We start from the raw sequence: 21,741 nt of genomic DNA on the forward strand, positions 1-21,741 counted from the left end.
CTTTGGGATGGGAAATAGTTATGGGGCATTGTGCGGCATGCGGCCCATGGGCAAGGCGTGGGGATATTGCCCCAGGCGTTGCCAGCGCCACGCGGTGAAACCCCCGCATAGGCCCAGCATGGCGGCCAGCAAAAGCCACGGCAACCAGTGCAGGCGATCGATGGTGCCGAACAAGACGAAACCCAGCAATGGCGACACAAGGGCGGGTAACACATAGGCCCACGTGTTTGGCTGTGAAAGCCGTGACCAGTCGCGCAGCACCAGTAGGCACGCAGGCAGGCTGCCGATGCAAAAACCGAAGAGAGGTCGGAAAAGCGCGCTGTCTGGATCGCCACCGGTAACAGCGGCCCACGTCAAGCCACTCAGCAGCAGCCAGAGTGCCGCAAAGCTCAGTATTTTCCGGCGTGCCAGGGCATGGTTAAAACGGCTGCCCTGCGGCACACCGGGCAGTAAGGCCAACAGGGCTTGTTCGCGCTGGCTGCGGTAGTAGTGGCTGGGCACCAGCGTGATAGTGGAAATAGCGATGCCCAAGAGGCCGAGGGCGAGGGAGGTGCCATACCGGGTGCGGATGGTGGCGATGTCTATTCCTGATACATAGTGCATTGCGGCATATAAAGCCGCGAAGAGGCACAGGCTGATGCCCAGGTTTTTGAAAATGGAGGTCCAGTGCGAACCCGGTGCAATGGCCATTTCGAGCCGCGCCAACACGCTGCGCTCGGTGGGCGCAGCGGTTGCGGTGAGGTACCGCAGCCAGGCGTGGTAAGGAGCGTCCAGCCAGTGGCTGGACCACCGCCCCCATGGGCTCGGGCTGGGATTGGCGATGCCCATGCTGCCAAAGCGCCAATCATCGCGCCAGCGTGCCCGTTGGATGTGGTGCTGCACATGGCGGTTACCGCCGTTTTGGAGCAGGCTGCACAGCAGGCCCGCCGCCAATAGTCCGGCACCCATCATGGCTGCGATGTGCGTGGCTTCAGGCTGGGTGCGCAAGCGCAGGTTGAGCCACCACCACCACGGGCCCTCGGAGTCCCAGAGCCATACTATGGAGGCAGTGAAGGTGAGCCAGAACATAGCGAGGGGCCAGCGAAACGTGCAAGCGATGAGCAGCAACGCCAGCGCTGCGCCCCCTGTCCAGGCAGGCCCTTGCTGTAACACCAGTCCAAGCATCCCCGTGGCGCAGAGCCACAACACTACAGCGGTGGTGCGCAAGGCCCGTAATTGCCCTGGCACCAGACGGGCTGCGAGGGGCGTGTTTTGCGCCATCAGGCCACCGAACTGCTCAGCCCAGATGGCCAGTACGAGCATATCTGCACCGATGCGGGCGACCGTCCATGCGGCACGCGTTCCGGCCCACCATGCTTCGCCCAGGCCGACCAGCAGCCACAGCAGGGCGATCAGCCCCATCACCCAGCGCGCATGTGTGCTGTTCCGTTTTCGCCAGGGGCTCAGCACAATGTGGACGTAGGTGTTCATTGGGTCAGCTCCACAAACAACTCTTCCAGGTTGACCGGCTGCCAGTCCAGTGCCGGGTGCGGGTCTGGCCGTTGCGGAGTCAATAGCCGTACCAGGCAGCGTTCGGCTCCATTCCGCAAGGGTTGGCGGTGCAGCACGCTGAGCTGGGCTTGTCGGATGCACGCCTGCACTGCAGCACTGGGGCCGGTCAGGCTGCGGCAACTCTCCAGCAGGTCGTCCAGGGGCGCTTGCAGCGTGATCTGCCCACGGTGGAGGAATGCCACGCCAAAGGCCACGCGTTCCAGGTCCGACAGGATGTGGGTGGAAAACACCACTGTGGTGCCCCGGTCCAGCACCTGGTCCACCAGCTCTTGCAAAAAGTCGCGGCGGCCTACGGGGTCCAGGCTTGCCACCGGTTCGTCCAGCACCAGCAGGTCGGGCTCGTGGGCGAGCGCCCGGATGATCGACAGACGCTGCTTTTGTCCGCCCGAGAGTTGGGCAATGGGTTTGTCGCAGTCGATCGCCCAGCGCGACAGCAGGCCATCTACCTTGGCTGCGTTCCAGCGAGGGTAAAAGCTGCGAAAGTAGGCCAGCATCTGAGCCGGTGTCAGCCATTCAAATAGCTCCGACTGCTGCGGCACGTAGCCGATGCGTGCCCGCTCTGCATCGCCTAGCGCAGCAACCGGCTGTCCAAAAATGTGCGCTTGGCCCGCTTGCGGCGTGCGCAAACCCAGCAATGTCTCCAGCAGGCTGCTCTTGCCCGCACCGTTGCGTCCCAGCAGACCCACTACCTGGCCTGGCAGCAGTTGCCAGTCCAGGCCTTGCAGCACGGCGTTTGCGCCATAAGCCAAATGGATACCCTGTAATTGGGCGATGGTGGTGTGTGCAGTGGCGCTCATGGGGTGTCACTTTCGTGGAGGATGTGCTGGAACAGTTGCAGTGTCTGGGCGTGGGGCAACTTCAGTTGGCGGGCCTCGGCAGCGGCCTTTTCAAGTGTGGGGCGCAGCAGCTCTACCCGTGATGCGGTTGGCTGTGCGGCCTCGTGTACTGCCGCCACCACCATCGATAAACCCCGGCGGCGCTCCAGCAAGCCTTCAGCCTCCATCAGGCTATAGGCTTTGGAGACGGTCATGGGGTGTACGGTCAGCGCCAGTGCCAGCTCTCGTACCGACGGGATTTCTTGCCCTGCACTGAGTTGGCCGCTGGCTATACGCCTGCGCACCTGTTCGATGAGCTGGCGGTATATCGGCTCGGTAGAGCCGGTGTTGATACGGATAAAGCTGGCAGGATCGTTCATTGGCTGTCTATGTGTACCACTATAGTAGTACACATAGACCCAGGCTGCAAGTACCGTTCACTGCCTGGGCGATAATGGGAGTGTGAAGCCCGCCAGACCGCCGCTGGTGCAATCTGGGAAACCAGGCACTGGAGGAACGTCCGGACTGCATAGGGCAGCGTAGCAGCTAATGGCTGTCCACCGTGAGGTGAGGATTAGAGCAACAGAGACGAGTCGAATTGGACAACCCCCGAGGGTGGTCTGTGCGGTGCCCGCGCAAGCGGGTACGTGGATGGCGCAAGCCAGACACTTCCGGCGTAAGCCGGAAAAGCACAGCACCCGAATCGGGCAGAGCCCGATTCGGGTGAAACGGGCAATCTCTACGCGCAGCAATACCAAATAGGCCAACGTTGACGGGGCCCCCTGAGTTGGCGGGTAGGTAGCACCGAGCCGGGCGAGCGATCCCCGGCCCAGATTAATGGCGGTCACACACAGGGCAACCTGTGCGCACAGAATCCGGCTTATCGGTGGGCTTCACACTTTTATGGCGGCGGTTTTGCGACTTTCTTAAACTGAAATATCAAAAAGTCGCGGCTTTTGTTCATTCCTCGGTAAGATAGTCGCATGAACCGCTATCTCGATGACCGCATCCGCCGAGACCTGCGCAAGAAGATGGTCTTTTTGGTGGGGCCCCGGCAGGTGGGCAAAACCACCTTCAGCCAGCTTTTGCTGGCAGAGATGGGCGGGCAGTACCTGAACTACGACGTGGCCGAAGACCGGCGCTTGATCGAAGCGCAGTTGTGGGACCAGCGCAGCCCGCTGCTGGTGCTGGACGAGATCCACAAAATGCCGCAGTGGAAGAGTTGGCTCAAGGGCGTGGTGGACGGCAAACCTGCAGCCCAGCAACTGCTGGTGACCGGCAGCGCCCGGCTCGACACCTTTCGGCAGACCGGCGATTCGTTGGCAGGGCGGTTTTTTGCCCTGCGGCTGCACCCGATTTCGGTACGCGAATGGACCACCCACAGCGGAGCCACGTCTGAGCAGGCCCTGACCCATCTGCTGGAGCGTGGCGGTTTCCCCGAGCCCTGCCTGGCCGATGCCAACGAGGATGCCGAGCGCTGGCGCAGGCCCTACTTTGACGGGCTGGTGCGCCACGACGTGCTGGAGTTTTCGCGCCTGCAAGAGGTGGGCAGCATGCGCCTGTTTGCCGAGATGCTGCGCAGCCGGGTGGGCTCGCCGCTGTCGCTGGCTTCCATCGCCCGCGATCTGCACCTGTCACCCGTCACCCTGGCCAAGTACCTGGACATTTTGCAGGCCTTGTTCATTGTTTTTGTGGTGCGCCCCTGGCACCGCAATATCGCCCGTGCCACGCTGCAGGCACCCAAGGTGTATTTTTTCGATACCGGGCTGGTGCTGGGCGATGCGGGCCTGCGTTTCGAGAACATGGTGGCCTGCGCCTTGCTGAAGCAGGTGGAATGGCAGCAGGACGCGCAGGGCAAATCCGTGGACCTGCACTACATCCGCACCAAAGATGGGGCCGAGGTGGACTTTTGCCTGAGCGAGGGCGACACCCTGACCGATCTGGTTGAATGCAAGCTGACCGATGCCAAACCGCACCGCGCCCTGGTCCGCTTCGCCGAAGAGTGGCCCCAGGCCCGCGCCACCCAGCTGCTGCGCGACTTGCGCAATGGGCATGACATCGGGCGGATTGAAGTGCGGGCCGCAGCGGGGTGGTTGAATGCTTTGGATGTGTGAGAAGGTGTCGCCCAAGCGCCGATAATTCCCCCATGCACATTCCATTCACCAAAATGCAGGGCGCGGGCAACGACTTTGTGGTGCTCGACGAGACCCAGGGCCGCCTGGGCCTGAGCCGGGAGCAATACCGCTTTCTGGCCGACCGCCACTTTGGCGTGGGCGCGGACCAGATTTTGTCGGTACGCGCCGCCAGCGCCCCCGGCATCGACTTTGAATACGCCATCCACAACGCCGACGGCGGCGAGGTGGAGCACTGCGGCAACGGGGCGCGCTGTTTCATGCGTTTTGTCCATAGCCGGGGGCTGACCACGCAGCGCAGCGTGCGGGTGCAAACCATGGAGCGCGTGCTGCAACTGAATATGCAGGCCGATGGCCGCGTGACGGTGGACATGGGCCTGCCGGTGTTCGACCTGGCGCAGATCCCTTTCGATCCGCAAGGCCTGCAGCCCGTGGCGGTCAATACATGGCAAAAATGGCCTCTGGCGCTTATTCCATCAGCGCAAGAAGCTATTGAAAGCGTAGCGGTTGTGTCCATGGGCAACCCGCATGCCGTGCTGCTGGTGGACGACGTGGACGCGGCCCCGGTGCCGACCACCGGCCCGCTGGTGCAGGCCCAGCCGTGCTTTCCCAACGGGGTCAACGTCGGCTTCATGCAGGTGCTGAACCGTGGCCACATCCGCCTGCGGGTGTTTGAACGTGGCGCGGGTGAGACCCTGGCCTGTGGCACCGGCGCGTGTGCGGCGGTGGTGGCGGGCATCCGCCTGGGCCTGCTGGACGCGCGGGTCGATGTAGACACCCGTGGCGGCCCCCTGACCATCGAATGGGAGGGCATGGGCCAGCCCGTGCGGATGACCGGCCCGGCGACCACCGTGTTCGACGGCAGCATCACCATTCCGGATTAAAACTTTTATGAACATGAACACCAACAACCCCATCACCGAAGACGACATCGCCAACTTCCTGAGCAATACGCCCGAGTTTTTCGAGCGCCATTCGCAGGTGCTGGCCTCGGTGCAGCTCACCAGCCCGCACGGCAACCGGGCGGTCAGCCTGCAGGAGCGCCAGGCCGAGATGCTGCGCGAAAAGATCAAGGGCCTGGAGCACCGCATCATGGACATGGTGCGCAACGGTAACGAGAACGTGATCATTGCCGACAAGCTGCAGCGCTGGGCCCGCAGCCTGCTGCTGACGCGCGCGCCCGGCGACCTGCCCGAGCGCATCGCCCACGAGATCGAGGTGCAGTTCTCGGTGCCGCAGGTGGCCATCAAGGTCTGGGGCGTGGCCGACGAATACGCCCAGGCCGTCTGGGCCCAGGGCGTGAGCGAAGACGCGAAGATCTTCGCCTCGTCGCTCACCGCACCGTTCTGCGGTGTGAATTCCGGCTTCGAGGCCGTCAGCTGGCTGGCCAACCCGGCCGCCGCCATGTCCATCGCCCTGATGCCACTGCGCACCGGCGTGCTCAACAGCCCCAGCCCGGCCTTTGGCATGCTGGTGCTGGCCTCGCCCGACGGCCAGCGTTTCGAGTCGGCCATGGGTACGGATTTTCTGGAACGCATCGCCGAGCTGGCCGGGGCCGCCCTCTCGCGTCTGCGGGTGTAAATGGTCCCTGCACTGGTCGCCCAATACCTTGACTACGTGCGTTTTGAGAAGCGCCTGGCCGAGCGCACGCTGGCGTTGTACGCGCTGGACCTGGCCAAACTGAGCGCGCAGGCCGACACCGCCGGGGTGGCGCTGACCGACGTGGCCCACCACCACATCCGCCGCTGGGTAGTGCAAATGCACAGCCAGGGCCGTAGCGGGCGCGGCATTGCGCTGATCTTGTCGGGCTGGCGCGGGTTTTACGTCTGGCTGGGCCGCCAGGGCCTGGTGGCGAACAACCCGGTGCAGGACGTGCGCGCCCCCAAAGCCGCCAAACCCCTGCCCAAGGCCCTGGGGCTGGACGAAGCGGTGGCTTTTGCCGATTTTGACAACGAAGGCGACGACCCGTGGCTGGAAGCCCGCGATGCGGCCATGGTCGAGCTGCTGTACGGCGGCGGCCTGCGCGTGGGCGAGCTGACCGGGCTGGACGCGGCCCCCGGCCCGTCTGCCAAGGGCTGGGTCGATCTGGCCGCAGGCGAGGCCCATGTGCTGGGCAAGGGCCGCAAGCAACGCATCGTGCCGATCGGTAAAACTGCCGTGGCCGCGCTGGAACAATGGCTGGCCCTGCGCGCCGAAGGGCAGGGCACAGACATGTCTTCGGCGATGTTCCTGGGCCGCTACGGCACCCGCCTGACCGCCGCCTCGGTATGGCAGCGCCTGCGCCGCCGCAGCCGCCTGGCGGGCACTGCCACCCCGGTGCACCCGCACATGCTGCGCCACTCGTTTGCCAGCCATGTGCTGCAAAGCAGCGGCGACCTGCGGGCGGTACAGGAGCTGCTGGGCCACGCCAACATCACCACCACCCAGGTCTACACCCGGCTGGACTTCCAGCACCTGGCGGCCACCTATGACGCGGCCCATCCGCGCGCCAAACTTCCCGCAGGCAAATAGGCCCGACAATCCAGCGGATGAAAACCATCCGTCTCCGTGAAGGCAAAGAGCGCTCTTTGCAGCGCCGCCACCCCTGGATCTTTGAATCGGCCATCGCCCGGGGCGGTGCCGACGCGGGTGAAACCGTGCGTGTCGAGTCCAGCGAGGGTAAGTTCCTGGCCTGGGCGGCGTTCAGCCCCAGCTCCAAAATCCGTGCCCGCGCCTGGAGCTTCGACGAGGCCCAGCGTATCGATGCTGCGTTTTTTATAGCTGCTGTCGCCCAAGCCATAAGCGCCAGGGCCCGATTTGATATCAATAGTGACGGCATGCGCCTGGTCCACGGCGAATCCGATGGCCTGCCTGGTTTGATCGTGGACCGTTACGGCGACACCCTGGTGGCGCAGTTTCTGTTTGCCGGGGTCGAGCGTTGGAAAGACGTGCTCATCGAGGCCATCCTGGCTGCCACCGGTCTGACCAAGTTGTACGAGCGGTCCGACGCCAGCAGCCGCGCCCTCGAAGCCATGGAGCCCGCCACCGGCTGGCTGCGCGGCGACGGCCCGACGGAATTGACCATCCAGGAGCACGACTGGCAGCTCACGCTGGACATTGCCGAAGGCCACAAAACCGGCTTCTACCTGGACCAGCGCGACAGCCGCCAGAAAATGGCCCGCTACGCCCAGCGCCTGCAGTTCCAGCGCGTGCTGAACTGCTTCAGCTACACCGGCGGTTTTACCGTGGCCGCGCTGGCAGGGATGCGTGCCGGGGGCAGCATGGGCCACGTCACCTCCATCGACTCGTCCGGCCCGGCACTGGAGCGGGCGGCGGCCAATGTGGCGCTGAACGGCTTTGCGCCCGAGTGCGTGACCTTCATGGATGCCGACGTGAACGCCTCGCTGCGCCAGTTTGCCGCGCAGGGCCAGACTTTCGACTGTATCGTGCTCGACCCGCCCAAGTTCGCTCCCACGGCGGCCCACGCCGACCGCGCAGCCCGGGCCTATAAAGACATCAACCGCTTGGCCTTCAAGATCCTGGAGCCGGGCGGCGTGCTGTTTACCTATTCGTGCTCGGGCGGCATCAACGCCGACCTGTTCCACAAGATTGTGGCTTCGGCCGGTATCGACGCGGGGGTGGACGGCTATATCAGCGAGCGCCTGGGCGGCGCGCCCGACCACCCGATGACGGTCAATTTCCCCGAGGGCGAGTACCTCAAAGGACTGGTGATTTTGCGTAAATGAGCCCGGGCGGATGCCGATTGAATTGGCCGCTACACTCCCCACCTGTTAATTTCCACGAAATCGGGCGGGCCGCACGGCTCCCGGTGAAAAGTTAGCAATGAAAGAACCTATGGCACTGATTCCCGCCACCATCCTGACCGGCTTTCTCGGCTCCGGCAAAACCACGCTGCTCAAGCGCGTGCTGACCGAGGCCCACGGCCAGAAAATCGCCGTCATCGAGAATGAATTTGGCGAAGAGAACATCGACAACGAGATTCTGGTGTCCGAGCCGGGCGAGCAAATCATCCAGCTCAACAATGGCTGCATTTGCTGCTCCATCCGCGAAGACCTGCGCGCCACCCTGAGCCTGCTGGCCGCCAAAAAGCGCAAGGGTCTGCTGGACTTTGACCGCGTGGTGATTGAAACCACGGGTTTGGCCGACCCCGGCCCGGTGGCGCAGACCTTCTTTATGGACGACGAGATCGCCGAAAGCTACCTGCTGGACTCGATTTTGACCCTGGTGGATGCCAAGCACGCCGCCACCCAGCTCAACGAGCGCCAGGAAGCCCGCCGCCAGGTGGGTTTTGCCGACCAGATCTTCATCAGCAAGACCGATCTGGTCGAGCCCGCCGAAGTCGATGCGTTGATCCACCGCTTGAAGCACATGAACCCGCGCGCACCGCAAAAAGCCGTGCATTTCGGCGAAGTGGCCCTGAGCGAGGTGTTTGACCTGCGCGGCTTTAACCTGAACGCCAAGCTGGACATCGACCCCGACTTCCTCAAGGAAGATGACCACGACCACCATGACCACGCCGAGGGCGAGCATTGCGACCATCCTTCGCACAAGCATGACCATGGGCACGAAGGTGCGCACCACCACCACCATGACGACGACGTGCAGAGCTTTGTCTTCAAATCCGACCGGCCTTTTGACCCGGCCAAGCTGGAAGACTTCCTGAGCGCCATCGTCAATATTTACGGCCCGCGCATGCTGCGCTACAAAGGTGTCTTGAATATGCAGGGCACGGAGCGTAAAGTCATTTTCCAGGGAGTGCACCAGTTGATGGGCAGCGACCTGGGCCCGGAATGGGCTGCAGGCGAAAAGCGCGGCAGCAAAATGGTGTTTATCGGGATCGAACTGCCCAAGGACATCTTTTTGCAAGGCATGGAACAGTGTTTGGTGTGAAGCCAGGAATAGAAACAGGACTTACGCAAGTCCCCCTGTGCACCCTGCGGGCGACACAGGGGGCGCTGCGTAAGTCCTAAGAAATAATGACGATTGCGGGACGCTAAAACCCCGCGCCAACCATGAGTACTACACAGTGACTACAGCGCCCAAGCCCACCCCCGCCCCCGTGGCGGCTGCCACCGAAGCCACCCCGGCGGTGCAGACCAGCCCCCGCTACACGTCGATCCCGGCCAAGAGCGTGCGTCCTTCGTCGCGTCTGGCGCAGCTCACCGTGCCGTCCATGGCACCGGCTGTTGCGTCCACCGCGGCCAAGTCCAGCTACATGCAGAACGCGCCCGAGCCCATGATTGCGCCGCCACCCCACGTGGCGGCCAAAAAAGACCCGAAGCTGGCCAACAACTGGAAGACCACCCCGGCCGACAAGCTGACCGATGCCGAAGTGCTGGCCATGCCCGACTCCGAGTACATGAACGAAAAGCAGACGGCTTTCTTCCGCCTCAAGCTCACGGTGCTCAAGCAGGACATGCTGAACAACGCCGGTGAAACCACCGAGCACCTGCGCGAAGACACCGTGGTGGTGCCCGACCCGGCCGACCGCGCCACCATCGAAGAAGAGCATGCCCTGGAGCTGCGTACCCGCGACCGCGAACGCAAGCTGCTCAAGAAGATCGAGCAGTCCATCAACCGCATCGACGCGGGCGACTACGGCTATTGCGACGAGACCGGCGAGCCGATCGGCGTAGGCCGTTTGCTGGCCCGCCCCACGGCCACGCTGTCGCTGGAAGCCCAGCAGCGCCGTGAGCTGAAGCAAAAAATGTTCGGCGATTGAGCGGTAGCCTGTAGATAACGCCATGCCACCTAACGAACCCTCGGGTCTGCTGTCCAAGGTCGTCAAGTTCGTTCGCAATCCCACGACGAACTGGTCCGACCTCGACCAGCCCGAGCTCGACAAGGAGAGCCAGTACAGCAAGCAGATGCTCAAGGAGATGATTGAGCGCAAAAAACGCAACGATTTTGTGCGCCGCCGCGAGTTCGACCAGCTGCGCAAACTGCGCCAGCGCGAGTCGCAGCCTTCTTCCGATGCGGTAGAGCGACCTTCTTTCTTCCAGAGCAGCATGCAGTCCAAGCTGGACGACCGCGCCGTCACGATCAAAAAGATCGACGACATCGAAGCGCAAATGTCCCGCCAGTGGTGGAAAGCCAAAGACACCGGGGCCAGCCAGCCGGTACGGCTGTCGGGCCATGCCGGTCTGCCATCTGCCGAGCCCGCCCATCCACCGGGCCAGACCCGCGCCTACGCGGCCACCGAACCTGCTCCGCTGCCGACCCAGGCGGCGCATCAGCTCTCTAACGCTTACGCCCCCACCGACATATCGCCGCTGCGTGATGAACGGTCGTGGGACCGGTCGGAGCCGAGCGGCGAGCCGATGGTGGACATGTTGGCAGCGCTGGACCACAACCTGAACCTGGATTTTGATTTCGGGGCGATGGAACCTGCTCCCAAAGCGGTCGAACCTGCGCCCCTGGACCTGGATTTGCCTGAACTGGATACGGGTGTCTACGAGCACAACCCCGAGCTCGAAGAAGCCGCCATCCGTTTTGCGAATGGTGACGTGCCGGGGGCCGAGGAGGCTCTGCTGGCCCTGCTGCGGCAGAACCCGGTGCCACCGGCCCGCGCTGAAGTCTGGATGGCGCTGTTTGACCTGTACCGTGCCACCAACCAGCAAGACCGCTTTGACACCGAAGCCATCGATTTCGCCGGCCGCTTTGGGCGTACCGCGCCCGCCTGGTTCTCGATTCCCGACCAGGCCGGGTTGCCACTGGCCAGCACAAGGCCGTCCGACGCGGTGGCGGGGCAGGGCGGCAGCTTTACCTGGGCCTGCCCGTCCGTTCTGAGCGCCGCATCTGTTGCCAGCTTGCAAGCTGCCCTGCGATTGCGGGCTCCTGCTTCGGTACAAATCGGCTGGGCCAGTCTGGGCGTAATTGACAGCAGCGCCGTGCCAGGTCTGGTCGATATTTTCGAGACCTGGGCCGACCAGGCGGTGCAATTGACGTTTGCCGATGTAGAGCATTTGCAGGACGTGTTGAAGAGCCACACCGTGTCGGGCGATGCCACGGCCCACCCGCAGTGGTGGCGCGTGCGGCTGGCGCTGCTGCGCATTCTGCAAAGCCAGGATGCCTTTGACATGGTGGCGCTGGAATACTGCATCACCTACGAAGTGTCGCCGCCGGCATGGCAGGCCGCGCACTGCAGTTTTGCCGTGCTGGACGCCCAGGACATGGTGGTGCCGGTGGAGGCGCTGGGTGCGTCAAGCTTCGGGCCCTCCGATTTCAAGGATTCCGATAACGGCGTACGTACCCTGCCGCCGGGCTTGTCGACCGCACCGGTGTCCCGGGGCGCCTTGTCGGGTATGGTGCTGGGCGATGCATCGCAGGCCTTGGCGGTGGTGGATGCGCAGTCGGGCGGTAGCGCGGTGGTGGTGGTGGCCTGCGACACCCTGGTGCGCATCGACTTTTCGGCGGCCGGCTCGGTGCTGAACTGGACGGCGGACCAGCATGCGGCAGGCCGCCAGGTGCAATTTACCGGGCTGCACCGCCTGGCAGCCATCTTCTTCAACGTGATTGGCATCAACGAAAACGCGACGGTGCTGCCGCGCCGAAACTGATCTGCCGTCGCGGTAGCGCACTGGATGCGCTTGTATTCATCGCCCACACCCTTACCTAGACCCCATGGAACAATTTCACGGCACTACCATCATCAGCGTGCGCCGCCAAACCCCCAACGGCGTGCAAGTCGCCATTGGCGGTGATGGCCAGGTCACGCTGGGCAACATCATCATCAAAGGCACGGCCCGTAAGGTTCGCAAGCTGCACCACGACCGCGTCTTGGCCGGTTTTGCGGGCGCGACCGCCGATGCCTTCACCCTGTTCGAGCGCTTTGAGGGCAAGCTGGAAAAGCACCAGGGCCACCTGGTGCGGGCCGCCATCGAGCTCACCAAAGACTGGCGCACCGACCGCGTGCTGCGCCGCCTGGAAGCCATGCTGGCGGTGGCCGACAGCACCGCGTCCTTGATCATCACCGGCAACGGCGACGTGCTGGAGCCCGAGCACGGCATTGTTGCCATCGGGTCGGGCGGTGCCTACGCGCATTCGGCGGCCAAGGCGCTGCTGGACAACACCGAGTTGTCGGCATCCCAGATCGTCAAAAAGTCGTTGGAGATCGCGGGCGAGCTGTGCATCTACACCAATATGAACCACATCATCGAAACCCTGGACTGAACCATGTCCTCCATGACCCCCCAAGAAATTGTTGTCGAGCTGGACAAGCACATCGTCGGCCAGCACCAGGCCAAGCGGGCCGTGGCCATTGCCCTGCGCAACCGCTGGCGCAGGCAGCAGGTGGCAGAGCCGCTGCGCTATGAGATCACGCCCAAGAATATTTTGATGATCGGCCCCACCGGCGTAGGCAAGACCGAGATTGCCCGCCGCCTGGCGCGTCTGGCCGATGCGCCTTTCATCAAGGTCGAGGCTACCAAGTTCACCGAAGTGGGCTATGTGGGTAAAGACGTGGATGCCATCATCCGCGACCTGGCCGACATTGCCGTCAAGCAAACCCGCGAAGCCGAGATGCGCAAAGTGCGTACCCGGGCCGAGGATGCCGCCGAAGACCGCATTCTGGACATCCTGATCCCCACCGCGCGCAGCCTGGAAGGGCAGGTTCACACCTCGGATACGCCGGAGAGTGCCGCCCGCCAGAGCTTCCGCAAAAAGCTGCGCGAACACCAGTTGGACGACAAGGAAATCGAGCTCGACCTGGCCGATACCAAGGCGCAAATGGAAATCATGGGACCGCCCGGCATGGAGGAGATGACCGAGCAACTGCGCGGCATGTTCAGCCAGATGGGCCAGACCAAGCGCAAAACCCGCAAGCTGCGGATTGGCGAAGCCCTGAAGCTGCTGGTCGAAGAAGAAGCCGCCAAGCTGGTGAATGAGGAAGAAATCAAGACCCAGGCCATCTTCAATGCCGAGCAAAACGGCATCGTCTTCATCGACGAAATCGACAAGGTCACCTCGCGCAGCGAAGGCAGCGGGGCCGAGGTGTCGCGCCAGGGCGTGCAGCGCGACCTGCTGCCGCTGGTGGAGGGCACTACGGTGTCCACCAAGTACGGCACGGTCAAGACCGACCACATTTTGTTCATCGCTTCGGGCGCGTTCCATTTGAGCAAGCCCAGTGACCTGATTCCGGAGCTGCAAGGCCGGTTTCCGATCCGGGTAGAGCTGCAGTCGCTGTCGGTACAAGACTTTGAGGCGATTCTGGTGCAAACCCACGCCTCGCTGGTCAAGCAGTACCAGGCGCTGCTGGCCACCGAAAACGTGACGCTGGAGTTTTTGCCCGAGGGCATCACCCGGCTGGCGCACATCGCGTTTGACGTGAACGAGCGCACCGAAAACATCGGTGCACGGCGTTTGTCTACCGTGATGGAGCGGCTGCTGGACGACATCAGCTTCGATGCTGCCCGGCTGGACGGGCAAACGGTGGTGGTCGACGCGGCCTACGTGGACTCCCGCCTCAAGGAACTGAGCAAGAACGAAGACCTGTCGCGCTATATCTTGTAGCCCAAGGCTGCGCACTTGCGCGTATGCACGGGGTGTCCATCATCTTTGTTACACCTGATGCGGCGGTCTCATTTGGCACATTCACAAACCTCGCTAAGTGCTTAATTTTTAACGTTTTTTGCGTCAATCAACATGCAACACTGAGGCTAAGTCATTGATTTGATTGAAAAAATACTGCGCTGCCGGTGGGCGCAGTCTTTTTTTCCTGATACAGTGCAAAAAAGTGCAATTAAGTGGTGAAAAGTGCCTTCGCATCGCCCATTTGGTTGTCACTCAATAGCAAGGGTGGGCAGTTGTTGTGTTTCAAGGGGCTTCGTCTCTCAGTCTGGATGCGAAGGGTCGGCTCTCGGTGCCGACCCGGCACCGTGACGTGCTGAGCGCGACGGCTGGCGGCCAACTGACCATCACCAAACACCCCCATGGCTGCCTGATGCTGTTTCCGCGCCCCGAGTGGGAGAAGTTCCGTGAGCGGATTGCCGAGTTGCCGATGTCTGCTCAGTGGTGGAAGCGCATCTTTCTCGGCAATGCCATGGATGTAGAGCTGGATAGCACCGGTCGGGTGCTGGTGTCGCCTGAGTTGCGCGAAGGTGCGGGTATCCAGCGCGAAACCGTGTTGCTGGGCATGGGGCGGCATTTTGAGCTGTGGGACAAAGCCACTTACGACGCACAAGAAGCCAAAGCCATGCAGGGCGAGATGCCCGAAGTGTTCAAGGATTTTTCTTTCTAAGGCCCTACGGTGGATACGTTGTGGAAACATACCACCGTCTTGTTGGATGAAGCAGTTGATGCTCTTCTCGACAAGCCGGACTCCTCAAACCACAGCGCCGATGGCGCTGTGGCTACTTACGTCGATGCTACTTTCGGTCGCGGCGGACATTCGCGCCTGTTGCTGTCCAAGCTGGGCCCCCAAGATCGCCTGATCGCCTTCGACCACGACCCGGAAGCGATTGCCGAGGCTGCCACCATTGCCGACCCACGGTTTTCCATCCGCCACCAGGGCTTCCGCCACCTGGACACCTTGCCCGATGCCAGTGTGGCCGGGGTGTTGATGGACCTGGGTATCAGCTCGCCGCAAATCGACAATCCGGTGCGCGGTTTCAGTTTTCGGTTCGACGGCCCACTTGATATGCGCATGGACCCCACGCGCGGCGAGAGTGTGGCCGAGTGGCTGGCAACAGCCGAGGTTCAACAGATCGCAGAGGTGGTACGTGACTACGGCGAAGAACGGTTTGCTGGGCCCATTGCAAAGGCGATTGTTGCTCGCCGACAAGAACGCGGCCCTTTATCAACCACCACTGAACTGGCCGAACTCGTGGCTAGCACGGTCAAAACCCGCGAGGCGGGCCAAAACCCTGCTACGCGGACATTTCAGGCTTTTCGGATTTTCATCAATGCCGAGCTGGAAGAACTGCAACACGCGCTAGATGCCAGTCTGCGGGTGCTGCAGCCGGGTGGGCGGCTGGTGGTGATCAGCTTTCATTCGCTGGAAGATCGCATCGTCAAGCAGTTCATCGCCAAGCATGCGCGTGAGGTGGTGGACCGCCGGGCTCCCAGCTGGATGCTGGGCGGCACCACGCTGATGAAGCTGGAGGCTTTGGGCCGGGTCAAACCCAGCGCCGCCGAAGTGGCAGGCAACAAGCGCGCACGCAGCGCGGTGATGCGCGTGGCGCGCAGGACGGCAGCGCCATGACCCGGTTGAACCTTGTTTTGATGCTGGCCGTGGTGGCCAGTGCGCTGTACCTGGTGCGGGTGCAGTACGACTCGCGCAGCCTGTTTGTGGCGGTAGACCGGGCGATCGCCTTGTCGCACAAGCTGGAGATTGAAAACGAGCGCCTGCAGGTTGAAAAGCGCGCCCAGGCCACGCCGCTGCGGGTGGAGAAGCTGGCCAAGGAACAACTGCAAATGCGCACCAGCACCCCGGCCATCACCCAGTACGTGACGGTCGAAGCCAGTGGGGCCAAGGCACCATGAGCCGCAGTGTTCGTTATACCTCCAGCCCTTTGCTGGCCAGCAAAACGCCGGTGTGGCGCAGCAAGCTGGTGGTGGCGGCGATTGCGCTCGGCTTTGTGGGGCTGGCTGCCCGCGCGGCTTATATCCAGGTGATTGGCAACGACTTCTTCCAGCGCCAGGGCGAGGTGCGTTTTGCCCGTACGCTGGAGCTGCCCGCCAACCGGGGCCGGATTCTGGACCGCAACGGCCTGATCCTGGCCTCCAGCGTGATTGCGCCCAGCATCTGGGCCATTCCGGAAGACGTGGACCACGACCCCGCCAAGCTCAAGCAGATGGCCAAGCTGCTGGATATGCCGCTGGCCGACCTGACCAAGAAGCTGAACGAAGACAAAACCTTTGTGTGGGTGCAGCGCCAGGTGGATGAACCCATTGCCCGGCAAATCGCGGCCCTGAACATCAAGGGCGTGTACCAGCGCAAGGAATACAAGCGCCAATACCCCGAAGGCGAGGCGATTGCCCACGTGGTGGGCTTCACCAATGTCGAAGACAACGGCCAGGACGGCATCGAGCTGGCCTTCAACAAAGAACTGGGTGGCAAGGCGGGTTCGCGCCGCGTCATCAAGGACCGCATTGGCCGGGTGGTGGAAGATATCGGCGACCAGGTGCCGCCCGTGGATGGCCGCGAAATCCAGCTCAGCATCGACAGCAAGGTGCAGTTCTTTGCCTACCAGAAGCTGCGCGATGCCGTGGTGGCCAACAAGGCCAAGGCTGGCAGCGTGGTGGTGCTGGATGCCGTGACCGGCGAAATTCTGGCATTGGCCAACTACCCCAGCTACGTGCCCAACAAGCGCAAGAACCTCACCGGTGAACAATTGCGCAACCGCGCCCTGACCGACACGTTCGAGCCCGGCTCCACCATGAAGCCGCTCACCGTGGCAATGGCGCTGGAAGCCGGCCGCATCAAGCCTGAAACCCTGATCGACACCGGCCCGGGCCGCCTCACCATCACCGGCTCCACCATCACCGACACGCACAACTACGGGTTGTTGACGGTCGAGGGCGTGATCCAGAAGTCCAGCAACGTGGGTGCCACCAAGATCGCCCAGCGCATGTCCGCGCACGAAATGTGGGACACGTTCACGGCGGTGGGTTTTGGCCAGAAGCCGCAAATCAACTTCCCGGGCGCGGTGTCTGGGCGCTTGCGGCCCTGGAAAACCTGGCGGCCCATTGAGCAGGCCACTATGTCGTACGGCTACGGGCTGTCGGCATCGCTGTTCCAGATGGCGCACTCCTACACCGCCTTTGCGCACGACGGAGAAATCATTCCGGCCACCATCCTTAAAAGCGATGAACCGGCCGTGGGCGTAAAGGTGTTCTCGGCCCAGAACGCGGCCGCCATCCGCAAGATGCTGCAAATGGCTGCAGGCCCCGGCGGCACAGGCCCCAAGGCGCAGACCGTGGGCTATTCGGTGGGCGGCAAGTCGGGCACGGCGCACAAGCAGGTGGGCAAGGGCTACGCCAGCAACAAATACCGCTCCTGGTTCACCGGTATGGCCCCCATCGGCAAGCCGCGCATCATCGTGGCGGTGATGGTCGACGAGCCCAGCGCGGGCCAGTATTTCGGTGGCCAGGTGGCGGCACCCGTATTCAGTGAAGTGGTGCAGCAAACCCTGCGCATGATGGGCGTGCAGCCCGATCTGGATGTGCTGCCCCAGGTGGTCGCCCAGTCCGTGGAAGAGTCGTTTTGATGTTGCAACTCCATACCCCCTCCGAAGCAGTGGCCTGGTTGCAGAGCCGGGTGCACGGCAGCCTGCAGGTAGACAGCCGCGCCATCCAGCCCGGTGACGGCTTTATCGCCTGGCCGGGTGCCGCCGCCGATGGCCGCCAGTTTGTGCGGGCCGCCTTGGCCCAGGGGGCTGCTGCCTGCCTGGTCGAGCAGGTCGGCTCCGAGGCATTCGGCTTCGACAGCGATGCCGTTGCCAGCTACAGCGGCCTGAAAGCCGCCACCGGCCCCATCGCTGCCGCCTACTGCCAGCAGCCCAGCGAAAGCCTGGATGTGTTGGCCATTACCGGCACCAACGGCAAAACCTCCACCGCCTGGTGGCTGGCCCAGGCGCTATCAAAAACAGAGCTGCTCACGCTTAATCCTTGTGCGGTAGTGGGCACTTTGGGCATTGGAATTCCGCCCGATGTGCTGAGCACCGGCCTGACCACCCCCGACCCGGTGCGCCTGCAGCAGGCGTTCCGGGGCTTTGTGGACCTGGGCCTGGGCGCGTGCGCCATCGAGGCCTCCAGCATCGGCATCGTTGAGCGCCGCCTGGACGGCACCCGCATCCGCGTGGCCGTGTTCACCAATTTCACCCAGGACCACCTGGACTACCACGGCAGCACCGAAGCCTACTGGCAGGCCAAGGCCGAGCTGTTCCGCTGGCCCGGTCTGCAAGCGGCGGTGGTCAATGTGGACGACCCGCAGGGTGCCGAATTGGCCGCCTCCTTGACCGGCCTGGATGTGTGGACGCTGTCCTGCACCCACGCTGCGCGTCTGCAGGCCGAAAACATCCGTTACGAAGCCGGTGGCCTGTGCTTTGAGGTGGTGGAGGGCGGTGCGCGCCACAGCCTGCACACCGCCGTCATCGGCCAATACAACGTGGCCAACCTGCTGGGTGTCATCGGTGCCATGCGCGCCGTGGGCGTACCGTTGGCCGAGGCTGTGCAGGCCTGCCACGGTCTGCTGCCGGTGCCGGGCCGTATGGACTGCATCAACCCGCCCGGCCAGCCGCTAGTGGCCATTGACTACGCCCACACCCCCGACGCGCTGGACAAGGCCTTGCTGGCCCTGCAGCCGCTGGCGCAAGCCCGTGGCGGCAAGCTCTGGTGCGTGTTTGGCTGCGGTGGCGACCGCGATGCCTCCAAGCGCCCGCTGATGGCCGCTGTGGCCGAAAAGAACGCCGACCTGGTGCTGGTCACCAGCGACAACCCACGCAGCGAAAAGCCCGAGCACATCATCAGCCAGATCCTGCTGGGCCTGAGCCACAACGCCTGCGTGCATGTGCAGGCCGACCGCGCGCTGGCCATCGCCGAAGCCATCGCCCAGGCCGCGCCCGCAGACGTGCTGCTGCTGGCGGGCAAGGGCCACGAGACGACGCAAGAGGTGGCGGGCGTGAAGCACGCTTTCTCGGACAAAGCCCATGCCGAATCCGCCCTGGCCTTGCGTAGCCAAGGAGCTGCCGCATGATGACGCTGCAACAAGCCCTGGCCCTGCTGCCCGGTGCGCGGCTGGTGGGCGATGCCTCGGTAGCCATCACCCGCGTGCACAGCGACACCCGCAGCCTGCAGCCCGGCGACCTGTTTGTGGCCCTCAAGGGCGACACTTTCGATGCCAACACCCTGCTGGCCCAGGCGCAAGCCAGTGGCGCGGTAGCCGCCCTGTGCCACCCCGGCTACGCGCTGTCTGGCCTGCCCTGTATCGAAGTAGCAGACACCCTGGCGGCACTCGGCACCCTGGCCACCGGCTGGCGCGCCCAGTTCCATCTGCCGCTGATTGCCGTGACCGGCAGCAACGGCAAAACCACAGTCACCCAAATGGTGGCCAGCATCCTGCGCGCGGCCCAGCCTGATGCCTTTTTGGCTACCCAGGGCAACTACAACAACGCCATCGGCGTACCGCTGACGCTGTTGCGCCTGCGTGCGCATCACCGGCTGGCCGTGGTGGAGCTGGGCATGAACCACCCCGGCGAAATCGCCGAGCTGGCCGCCATGGCCCGGCCCACCGTGGCGCTGGTCAACAACGCCCAGCGCGAGCACCTGGAATTCATGCAAACCGTGGAAGCGGTGGCCCAGGAAAACGGCAGCGTGCTGGCGGCCTTGCCCACCGACGGAGTGGCCGTATTCCCGGCGGGCGACGAGTTCACCCCCTTGTGGCAGGCTCTCAGCGCGCCACGCAACTGCCTGCAATTCGCCCTGGAAGGGGCGGACGTGACGGCCAATGCCCCTTTGTGGGCCGATGGCGCATGGCAGGTCCATGCCCGTACCCCTGCCGGGCCGTTGGACTACGCCTTGCACATTGCGGGCCTGCACAACGTGGCGAACTCTTTGGCCGCCACCGCATGCGCCCTGGCCGCCGGTGTGCCGCTGGCCGCCATCGCCCAGGGGTTGGCAGCGTTCGAGCCGGTCAAGGGCCGCTCCAAGGCGCTGGCCGTGCAGATCGGTGGCGGCAGCCTGACGGTGGTGGACGACAGCTACAACGCCAACCCCGATTCGGTGCAGGCCGCCATCGCCGTACTCGCTGCTTTGCCCGGCCCGCGCCTGCTGGTGCTGGGCGACATGGGCGAGGTGGGCGACCAGGGCCCGCAATTCCATGCCGAAGCCGGTGCCCAGGCACAGCGCTGCGGCATCGAGCAGATTTTGACTTTGGGCCCGCTCACCCAGCACCTGACCCCGTTTGGGGGCCAGCACTTTGACAGCATCGACGCGCTCCTGGCCGCCGTGCAGGCCCAGTTGCCCCAGGTGGCCAGCGTGCTGGTCAAGGGCTCGCGCTTCATGCAGATGGAGCGGGTCGTGGCTTTCATACAAAAACAACAACATTCCGAGGATTCCCCCCGTGCTGCCTAGCCTTGCCCAGTGGTTGCAAACCCTGTCACCCGAGTTCGGGTTTTTCCGCGTGTTCCAGTACCTCACGTTCCGTGCGGTGATGGCCGCCATGACGGCGTTGCTGATCGGCGTGGCCGCAGGCCCGGCGGTGATCCGCCGCTTGGCGGCACTCAAGATTGGCCAACCCATCCGTGGCTACGGCATGGAAAGCCACCTCGCCAAGCAGGGCACGCCAACCATGGGCGGCGTGCTGATCTTGCTGTGCATCGCCATCTCGACCGTGCTGTGGGTGGACTTGAGCAACCGGTTTGTGTGGATCGTGCTGCTGGTCACCCTGGGCTTTGGGGCCATTGGCTGGGTGGACGACTGGCGCAAGGTGGTCAACAAAGACCCCGAGGGCATGCGCTCGCGCGAGAAGTACATGTGGCAGTCGCTGATCGGCCTGGTGGCCGCGTTGTACCTGGTGTTCAGCATTTCCGAAAACTCCAATATGCGGGTGCTGGAGCTGTTTTTCAGCTGGGTGCAGTCGGGCTTTGACCTGAGCCTACCGCCCAAGGCCGGGCTGCAACTGCCGTTCTTCAAGGAAGTCAGCTACCCGCTGGGTGTGCTGGGCTTTGTGATCCTCACCTACCTGGTCATCGTGGGCTCCAGCAATGCGGTGAACCTGACCGACGGCCTCGACGGCCTGGCCATCATGCCGGTGGTGCTGGTGGGCTCGGCGCTGGGCGTGTTTGCCTATGTGACGGGCAGCTCGGTCTACTCCAAATACCTGTTCTTGCAGCACATCCCCGGCGCGGGCGAGCTGCTGGTGTTCTGCGCGGCCATGGCCGGTGCCGGGCTGGCGTTTTTGTGGTTCAACACGCATCCGGCGCAGGTGTTCATGGGCGATGTAGGCGCGCTGGCGCTGGGCGGCGCTTTGGGCACCGTGGCGGTGATCGTGCGCCAGGAAGTGGTGCTGTCCATCATGGGCGGCATCTTCGTGGTCGAGGCCTTGTCGGTGATGCTGCAGGTCAGCTGGTTCAAGTACACCAAGAAGAAAACCGGCACCGGGCGGCGCATCCTGAAGATGGCCCCGCTGCACCACCACTTCGAGAAAAGCGGCTGGAAGGAAACCCAGGTCGTCGTGCGTTTCTGGATCATCACCATGCTGCTGTGCCTGGTGGGCCTGTCCACGCTGAAGCTGCGTTAAGACT

At 63.5% G+C, this 21,741-nt stretch carries 20 protein-coding genes and 1 other RNA gene; 18 read left to right on the forward strand and 3 right to left on the reverse strand.

All coding sequences use genetic code 11. The features are described 5' to 3' along the window. Positions 1-18: 18 nt before the first annotated feature. From AC097O_RS21755 to AC097O_RS21765, 3 genes are read right to left on the reverse strand one after another with little or no spacing between them, the layout of a single operon-like run. Positions 19-1,470, reverse strand: a complete 1,452-nt coding sequence (locus tag AC097O_RS21755; RefSeq protein ID WP_479595069.1) for a hypothetical protein — start codon at positions 1,468-1,470, stop codon at positions 19-21. Continuing rightward, positions 1,467-2,348: an ABC transporter ATP-binding protein gene (locus AC097O_RS21760; protein ID WP_479595070.1), complete on the reverse strand. Its 882-nt coding sequence runs from the start codon at positions 2,346-2,348 to the stop codon at positions 1,467-1,469. The genes AC097O_RS21755 and AC097O_RS21760 overlap by 4 nt, the downstream gene beginning before the upstream one ends. Next, complete coding sequence (locus AC097O_RS21765; protein ID WP_479595071.1) at positions 2,345-2,746, reverse strand: GntR family transcriptional regulator; 402 nt, start codon at positions 2,744-2,746, stop codon at positions 2,345-2,347. Before AC097O_RS21765 ends, AC097O_RS21760 begins: the two co-directional genes overlap by 4 nt. Before the next feature lie 84 nt (positions 2,747-2,830). On the opposite strand from AC097O_RS21765, the gene rnpB reads away from it, so the two are divergent. The 18 genes from rnpB (at position 2,831) to mraY (ending at position 21,737) form a co-directional block, all read left to right on the forward strand. Then, positions 2,831-3,265: RNase P RNA component class A (rnpB, locus tag AC097O_RS21770), an RNA gene on the forward strand. A gap of 84 nt (positions 3,266-3,349) precedes the next feature. After that, positions 3,350-4,480 (forward strand): ATP-binding protein, encoded by a 1,131-nt coding sequence (locus AC097O_RS21775; protein ID WP_479595072.1) that lies wholly within the window; start codon positions 3,350-3,352, stop codon positions 4,478-4,480. Between the two features lie 32 nt (positions 4,481-4,512). After that, positions 4,513-5,382: a diaminopimelate epimerase gene (gene dapF, locus AC097O_RS21780; protein WP_479595073.1), complete on the forward strand. Its 870-nt coding sequence runs from the start codon at positions 4,513-4,515 to the stop codon at positions 5,380-5,382. Between the two features lie 7 nt (positions 5,383-5,389). Then, positions 5,390-6,079, forward strand: a complete 690-nt coding sequence (locus AC097O_RS21785; RefSeq protein ID WP_479595074.1) for a DUF484 family protein — start codon at positions 5,390-5,392, stop codon at positions 6,077-6,079. Then, positions 6,080-7,009 (forward strand): tyrosine-type recombinase/integrase, encoded by a 930-nt coding sequence (locus tag AC097O_RS21790; protein WP_479595075.1) that lies wholly within the window; start codon positions 6,080-6,082, stop codon positions 7,007-7,009. It begins immediately after the preceding gene. A gap of 17 nt (positions 7,010-7,026) precedes the next feature. Next, positions 7,027-8,223, forward strand: a complete 1,197-nt coding sequence (locus AC097O_RS21795; protein WP_479595076.1) for a class I SAM-dependent rRNA methyltransferase — start codon at positions 7,027-7,029, stop codon at positions 8,221-8,223. 109 nt (positions 8,224-8,332) lie between these two features. Further along, complete coding sequence (locus AC097O_RS21800) at positions 8,333-9,388, forward strand: CobW family GTP-binding protein (protein ID WP_479595077.1); 1,056 nt, start codon at positions 8,333-8,335, stop codon at positions 9,386-9,388. 199 nt (positions 9,389-9,587) lie between these two features. Further along, positions 9,588-10,220 (forward strand): RNA polymerase-binding protein DksA, encoded by a 633-nt coding sequence (dksA, locus tag AC097O_RS21805; protein ID WP_315183214.1) that lies wholly within the window; start codon positions 9,588-9,590, stop codon positions 10,218-10,220. A 22-nt stretch (positions 10,221-10,242) separates the two neighbouring features. Further along, positions 10,243-12,057: a hypothetical protein gene (locus AC097O_RS21810; RefSeq protein WP_479595078.1), complete on the forward strand. Its 1,815-nt coding sequence runs from the start codon at positions 10,243-10,245 to the stop codon at positions 12,055-12,057. Positions 12,058-12,121: 64 nt separating this feature from the next. Beyond that, positions 12,122-12,670, forward strand: a complete 549-nt coding sequence (gene hslV, locus AC097O_RS21815) for an ATP-dependent protease subunit HslV (protein WP_479595079.1) — start codon at positions 12,122-12,124, stop codon at positions 12,668-12,670. Between the two features lie 3 nt (positions 12,671-12,673). Continuing rightward, positions 12,674-14,008: an ATP-dependent protease ATPase subunit HslU gene (gene hslU / locus AC097O_RS21820; protein ID WP_479595080.1), complete on the forward strand. Its 1,335-nt coding sequence runs from the start codon at positions 12,674-12,676 to the stop codon at positions 14,006-14,008. A 298-nt stretch (positions 14,009-14,306) separates the two neighbouring features. Then, a complete protein-coding gene (gene mraZ / locus AC097O_RS21825; RefSeq protein WP_315208990.1) occupies positions 14,307-14,735 on the forward strand; it encodes a division/cell wall cluster transcriptional repressor MraZ in 429 nt (142 codons plus the stop codon). 9 nt (positions 14,736-14,744) lie between these two features. Continuing rightward, a complete protein-coding gene (rsmH, locus tag AC097O_RS21830) occupies positions 14,745-15,698 on the forward strand; it encodes a 16S rRNA (cytosine(1402)-N(4))-methyltransferase RsmH (RefSeq protein ID WP_479595081.1) in 954 nt (317 codons plus the stop codon). Beyond that, positions 15,695-15,979 (forward strand): cell division protein FtsL, encoded by a 285-nt coding sequence (ftsL, locus tag AC097O_RS21835; RefSeq protein ID WP_315183179.1) that lies wholly within the window; start codon positions 15,695-15,697, stop codon positions 15,977-15,979. Before rsmH ends, ftsL begins: the two co-directional genes overlap by 4 nt. Next, the gene (locus tag AC097O_RS21840; protein ID WP_479595082.1) at positions 15,976-17,706 is read left to right on the forward strand and encodes a peptidoglycan D,D-transpeptidase FtsI family protein; all 1,731 of its coding nucleotides are present in this window, start codon (positions 15,976-15,978) and stop codon (positions 17,704-17,706) included. Before ftsL ends, AC097O_RS21840 begins: the two co-directional genes overlap by 4 nt. Then, entirely contained in the window at positions 17,706-19,193 is a 1,488-nt protein-coding gene (locus AC097O_RS21845; RefSeq protein ID WP_479595083.1) for a UDP-N-acetylmuramoyl-L-alanyl-D-glutamate--2,6-diaminopimelate ligase, read from the forward strand. Before AC097O_RS21840 ends, AC097O_RS21845 begins: the two co-directional genes overlap by 1 nt. Continuing rightward, on the forward strand, positions 19,190-20,569 hold the full coding sequence (locus tag AC097O_RS21850; protein WP_479595084.1) for a UDP-N-acetylmuramoyl-tripeptide--D-alanyl-D-alanine ligase: 1,380 nt from the start codon (positions 19,190-19,192) through the stop codon (positions 20,567-20,569). Before AC097O_RS21845 ends, AC097O_RS21850 begins: the two co-directional genes overlap by 4 nt. After that, positions 20,559-21,737 (forward strand): phospho-N-acetylmuramoyl-pentapeptide-transferase, encoded by a 1,179-nt coding sequence (gene mraY / locus AC097O_RS21855; RefSeq protein WP_315183171.1) that lies wholly within the window; start codon positions 20,559-20,561, stop codon positions 21,735-21,737. Before AC097O_RS21850 ends, mraY begins: the two co-directional genes overlap by 11 nt. Positions 21,738-21,741: the final 4 nt, after the last annotated feature.

This window comes from Rhodoferax sp. LS1P39, assembly GCF_056521425.1.

What these genes read in the sequence shown, in the direction of transcription:
- AC097O_RS21755 (WP_479595069.1), bottom strand. Translation starts at nt 1,470, where the DNA reads ATGAACACCTACGTCCACATTGTGCTGAGCCCCTGGCGAAAACGGAAC.
- AC097O_RS21760 (WP_479595070.1), bottom strand. Translation starts at nt 2,348, where the DNA reads ATGAGCGCCACTGCACACACCACCATCGCCCAATTACAGGGTATCCAT.
- AC097O_RS21765 (WP_479595071.1), bottom strand. Translation starts at nt 2,746, where the DNA reads ATGAACGATCCTGCCAGCTTTATCCGTATCAACACCGGCTCTACCGAG.
- AC097O_RS21775 (WP_479595072.1), top strand. Translation starts at nt 3,350, where the DNA reads ATGAACCGCTATCTCGATGACCGCATCCGCCGAGACCTGCGCAAGAAG.
- dapF (WP_479595073.1), top strand. Translation starts at nt 4,513, where the DNA reads ATGCACATTCCATTCACCAAAATGCAGGGCGCGGGCAACGACTTTGTG.
- AC097O_RS21785 (WP_479595074.1), top strand. Translation starts at nt 5,390, where the DNA reads ATGAACATGAACACCAACAACCCCATCACCGAAGACGACATCGCCAAC.
- AC097O_RS21790 (WP_479595075.1), top strand. Translation starts at nt 6,080, where the DNA reads ATGGTCCCTGCACTGGTCGCCCAATACCTTGACTACGTGCGTTTTGAG.
- AC097O_RS21795 (WP_479595076.1), top strand. Translation starts at nt 7,027, where the DNA reads ATGAAAACCATCCGTCTCCGTGAAGGCAAAGAGCGCTCTTTGCAGCGC.
- AC097O_RS21800 (WP_479595077.1), top strand. Translation starts at nt 8,333, where the DNA reads ATGGCACTGATTCCCGCCACCATCCTGACCGGCTTTCTCGGCTCCGGC.
- AC097O_RS21810 (WP_479595078.1), top strand. Translation starts at nt 10,243, where the DNA reads ATGCCACCTAACGAACCCTCGGGTCTGCTGTCCAAGGTCGTCAAGTTC.
- hslV (WP_479595079.1), top strand. Translation starts at nt 12,122, where the DNA reads ATGGAACAATTTCACGGCACTACCATCATCAGCGTGCGCCGCCAAACC.
- hslU (WP_479595080.1), top strand. Translation starts at nt 12,674, where the DNA reads ATGTCCTCCATGACCCCCCAAGAAATTGTTGTCGAGCTGGACAAGCAC.
- ftsL (WP_315183179.1), top strand. Translation starts at nt 15,695, where the DNA reads ATGACCCGGTTGAACCTTGTTTTGATGCTGGCCGTGGTGGCCAGTGCG.
- AC097O_RS21840 (WP_479595082.1), top strand. Translation starts at nt 15,976, where the DNA reads ATGAGCCGCAGTGTTCGTTATACCTCCAGCCCTTTGCTGGCCAGCAAA.
- AC097O_RS21845 (WP_479595083.1), top strand. Translation starts at nt 17,706, where the DNA reads ATGTTGCAACTCCATACCCCCTCCGAAGCAGTGGCCTGGTTGCAGAGC.
- AC097O_RS21850 (WP_479595084.1), top strand. Translation starts at nt 19,190, where the DNA reads ATGATGACGCTGCAACAAGCCCTGGCCCTGCTGCCCGGTGCGCGGCTG.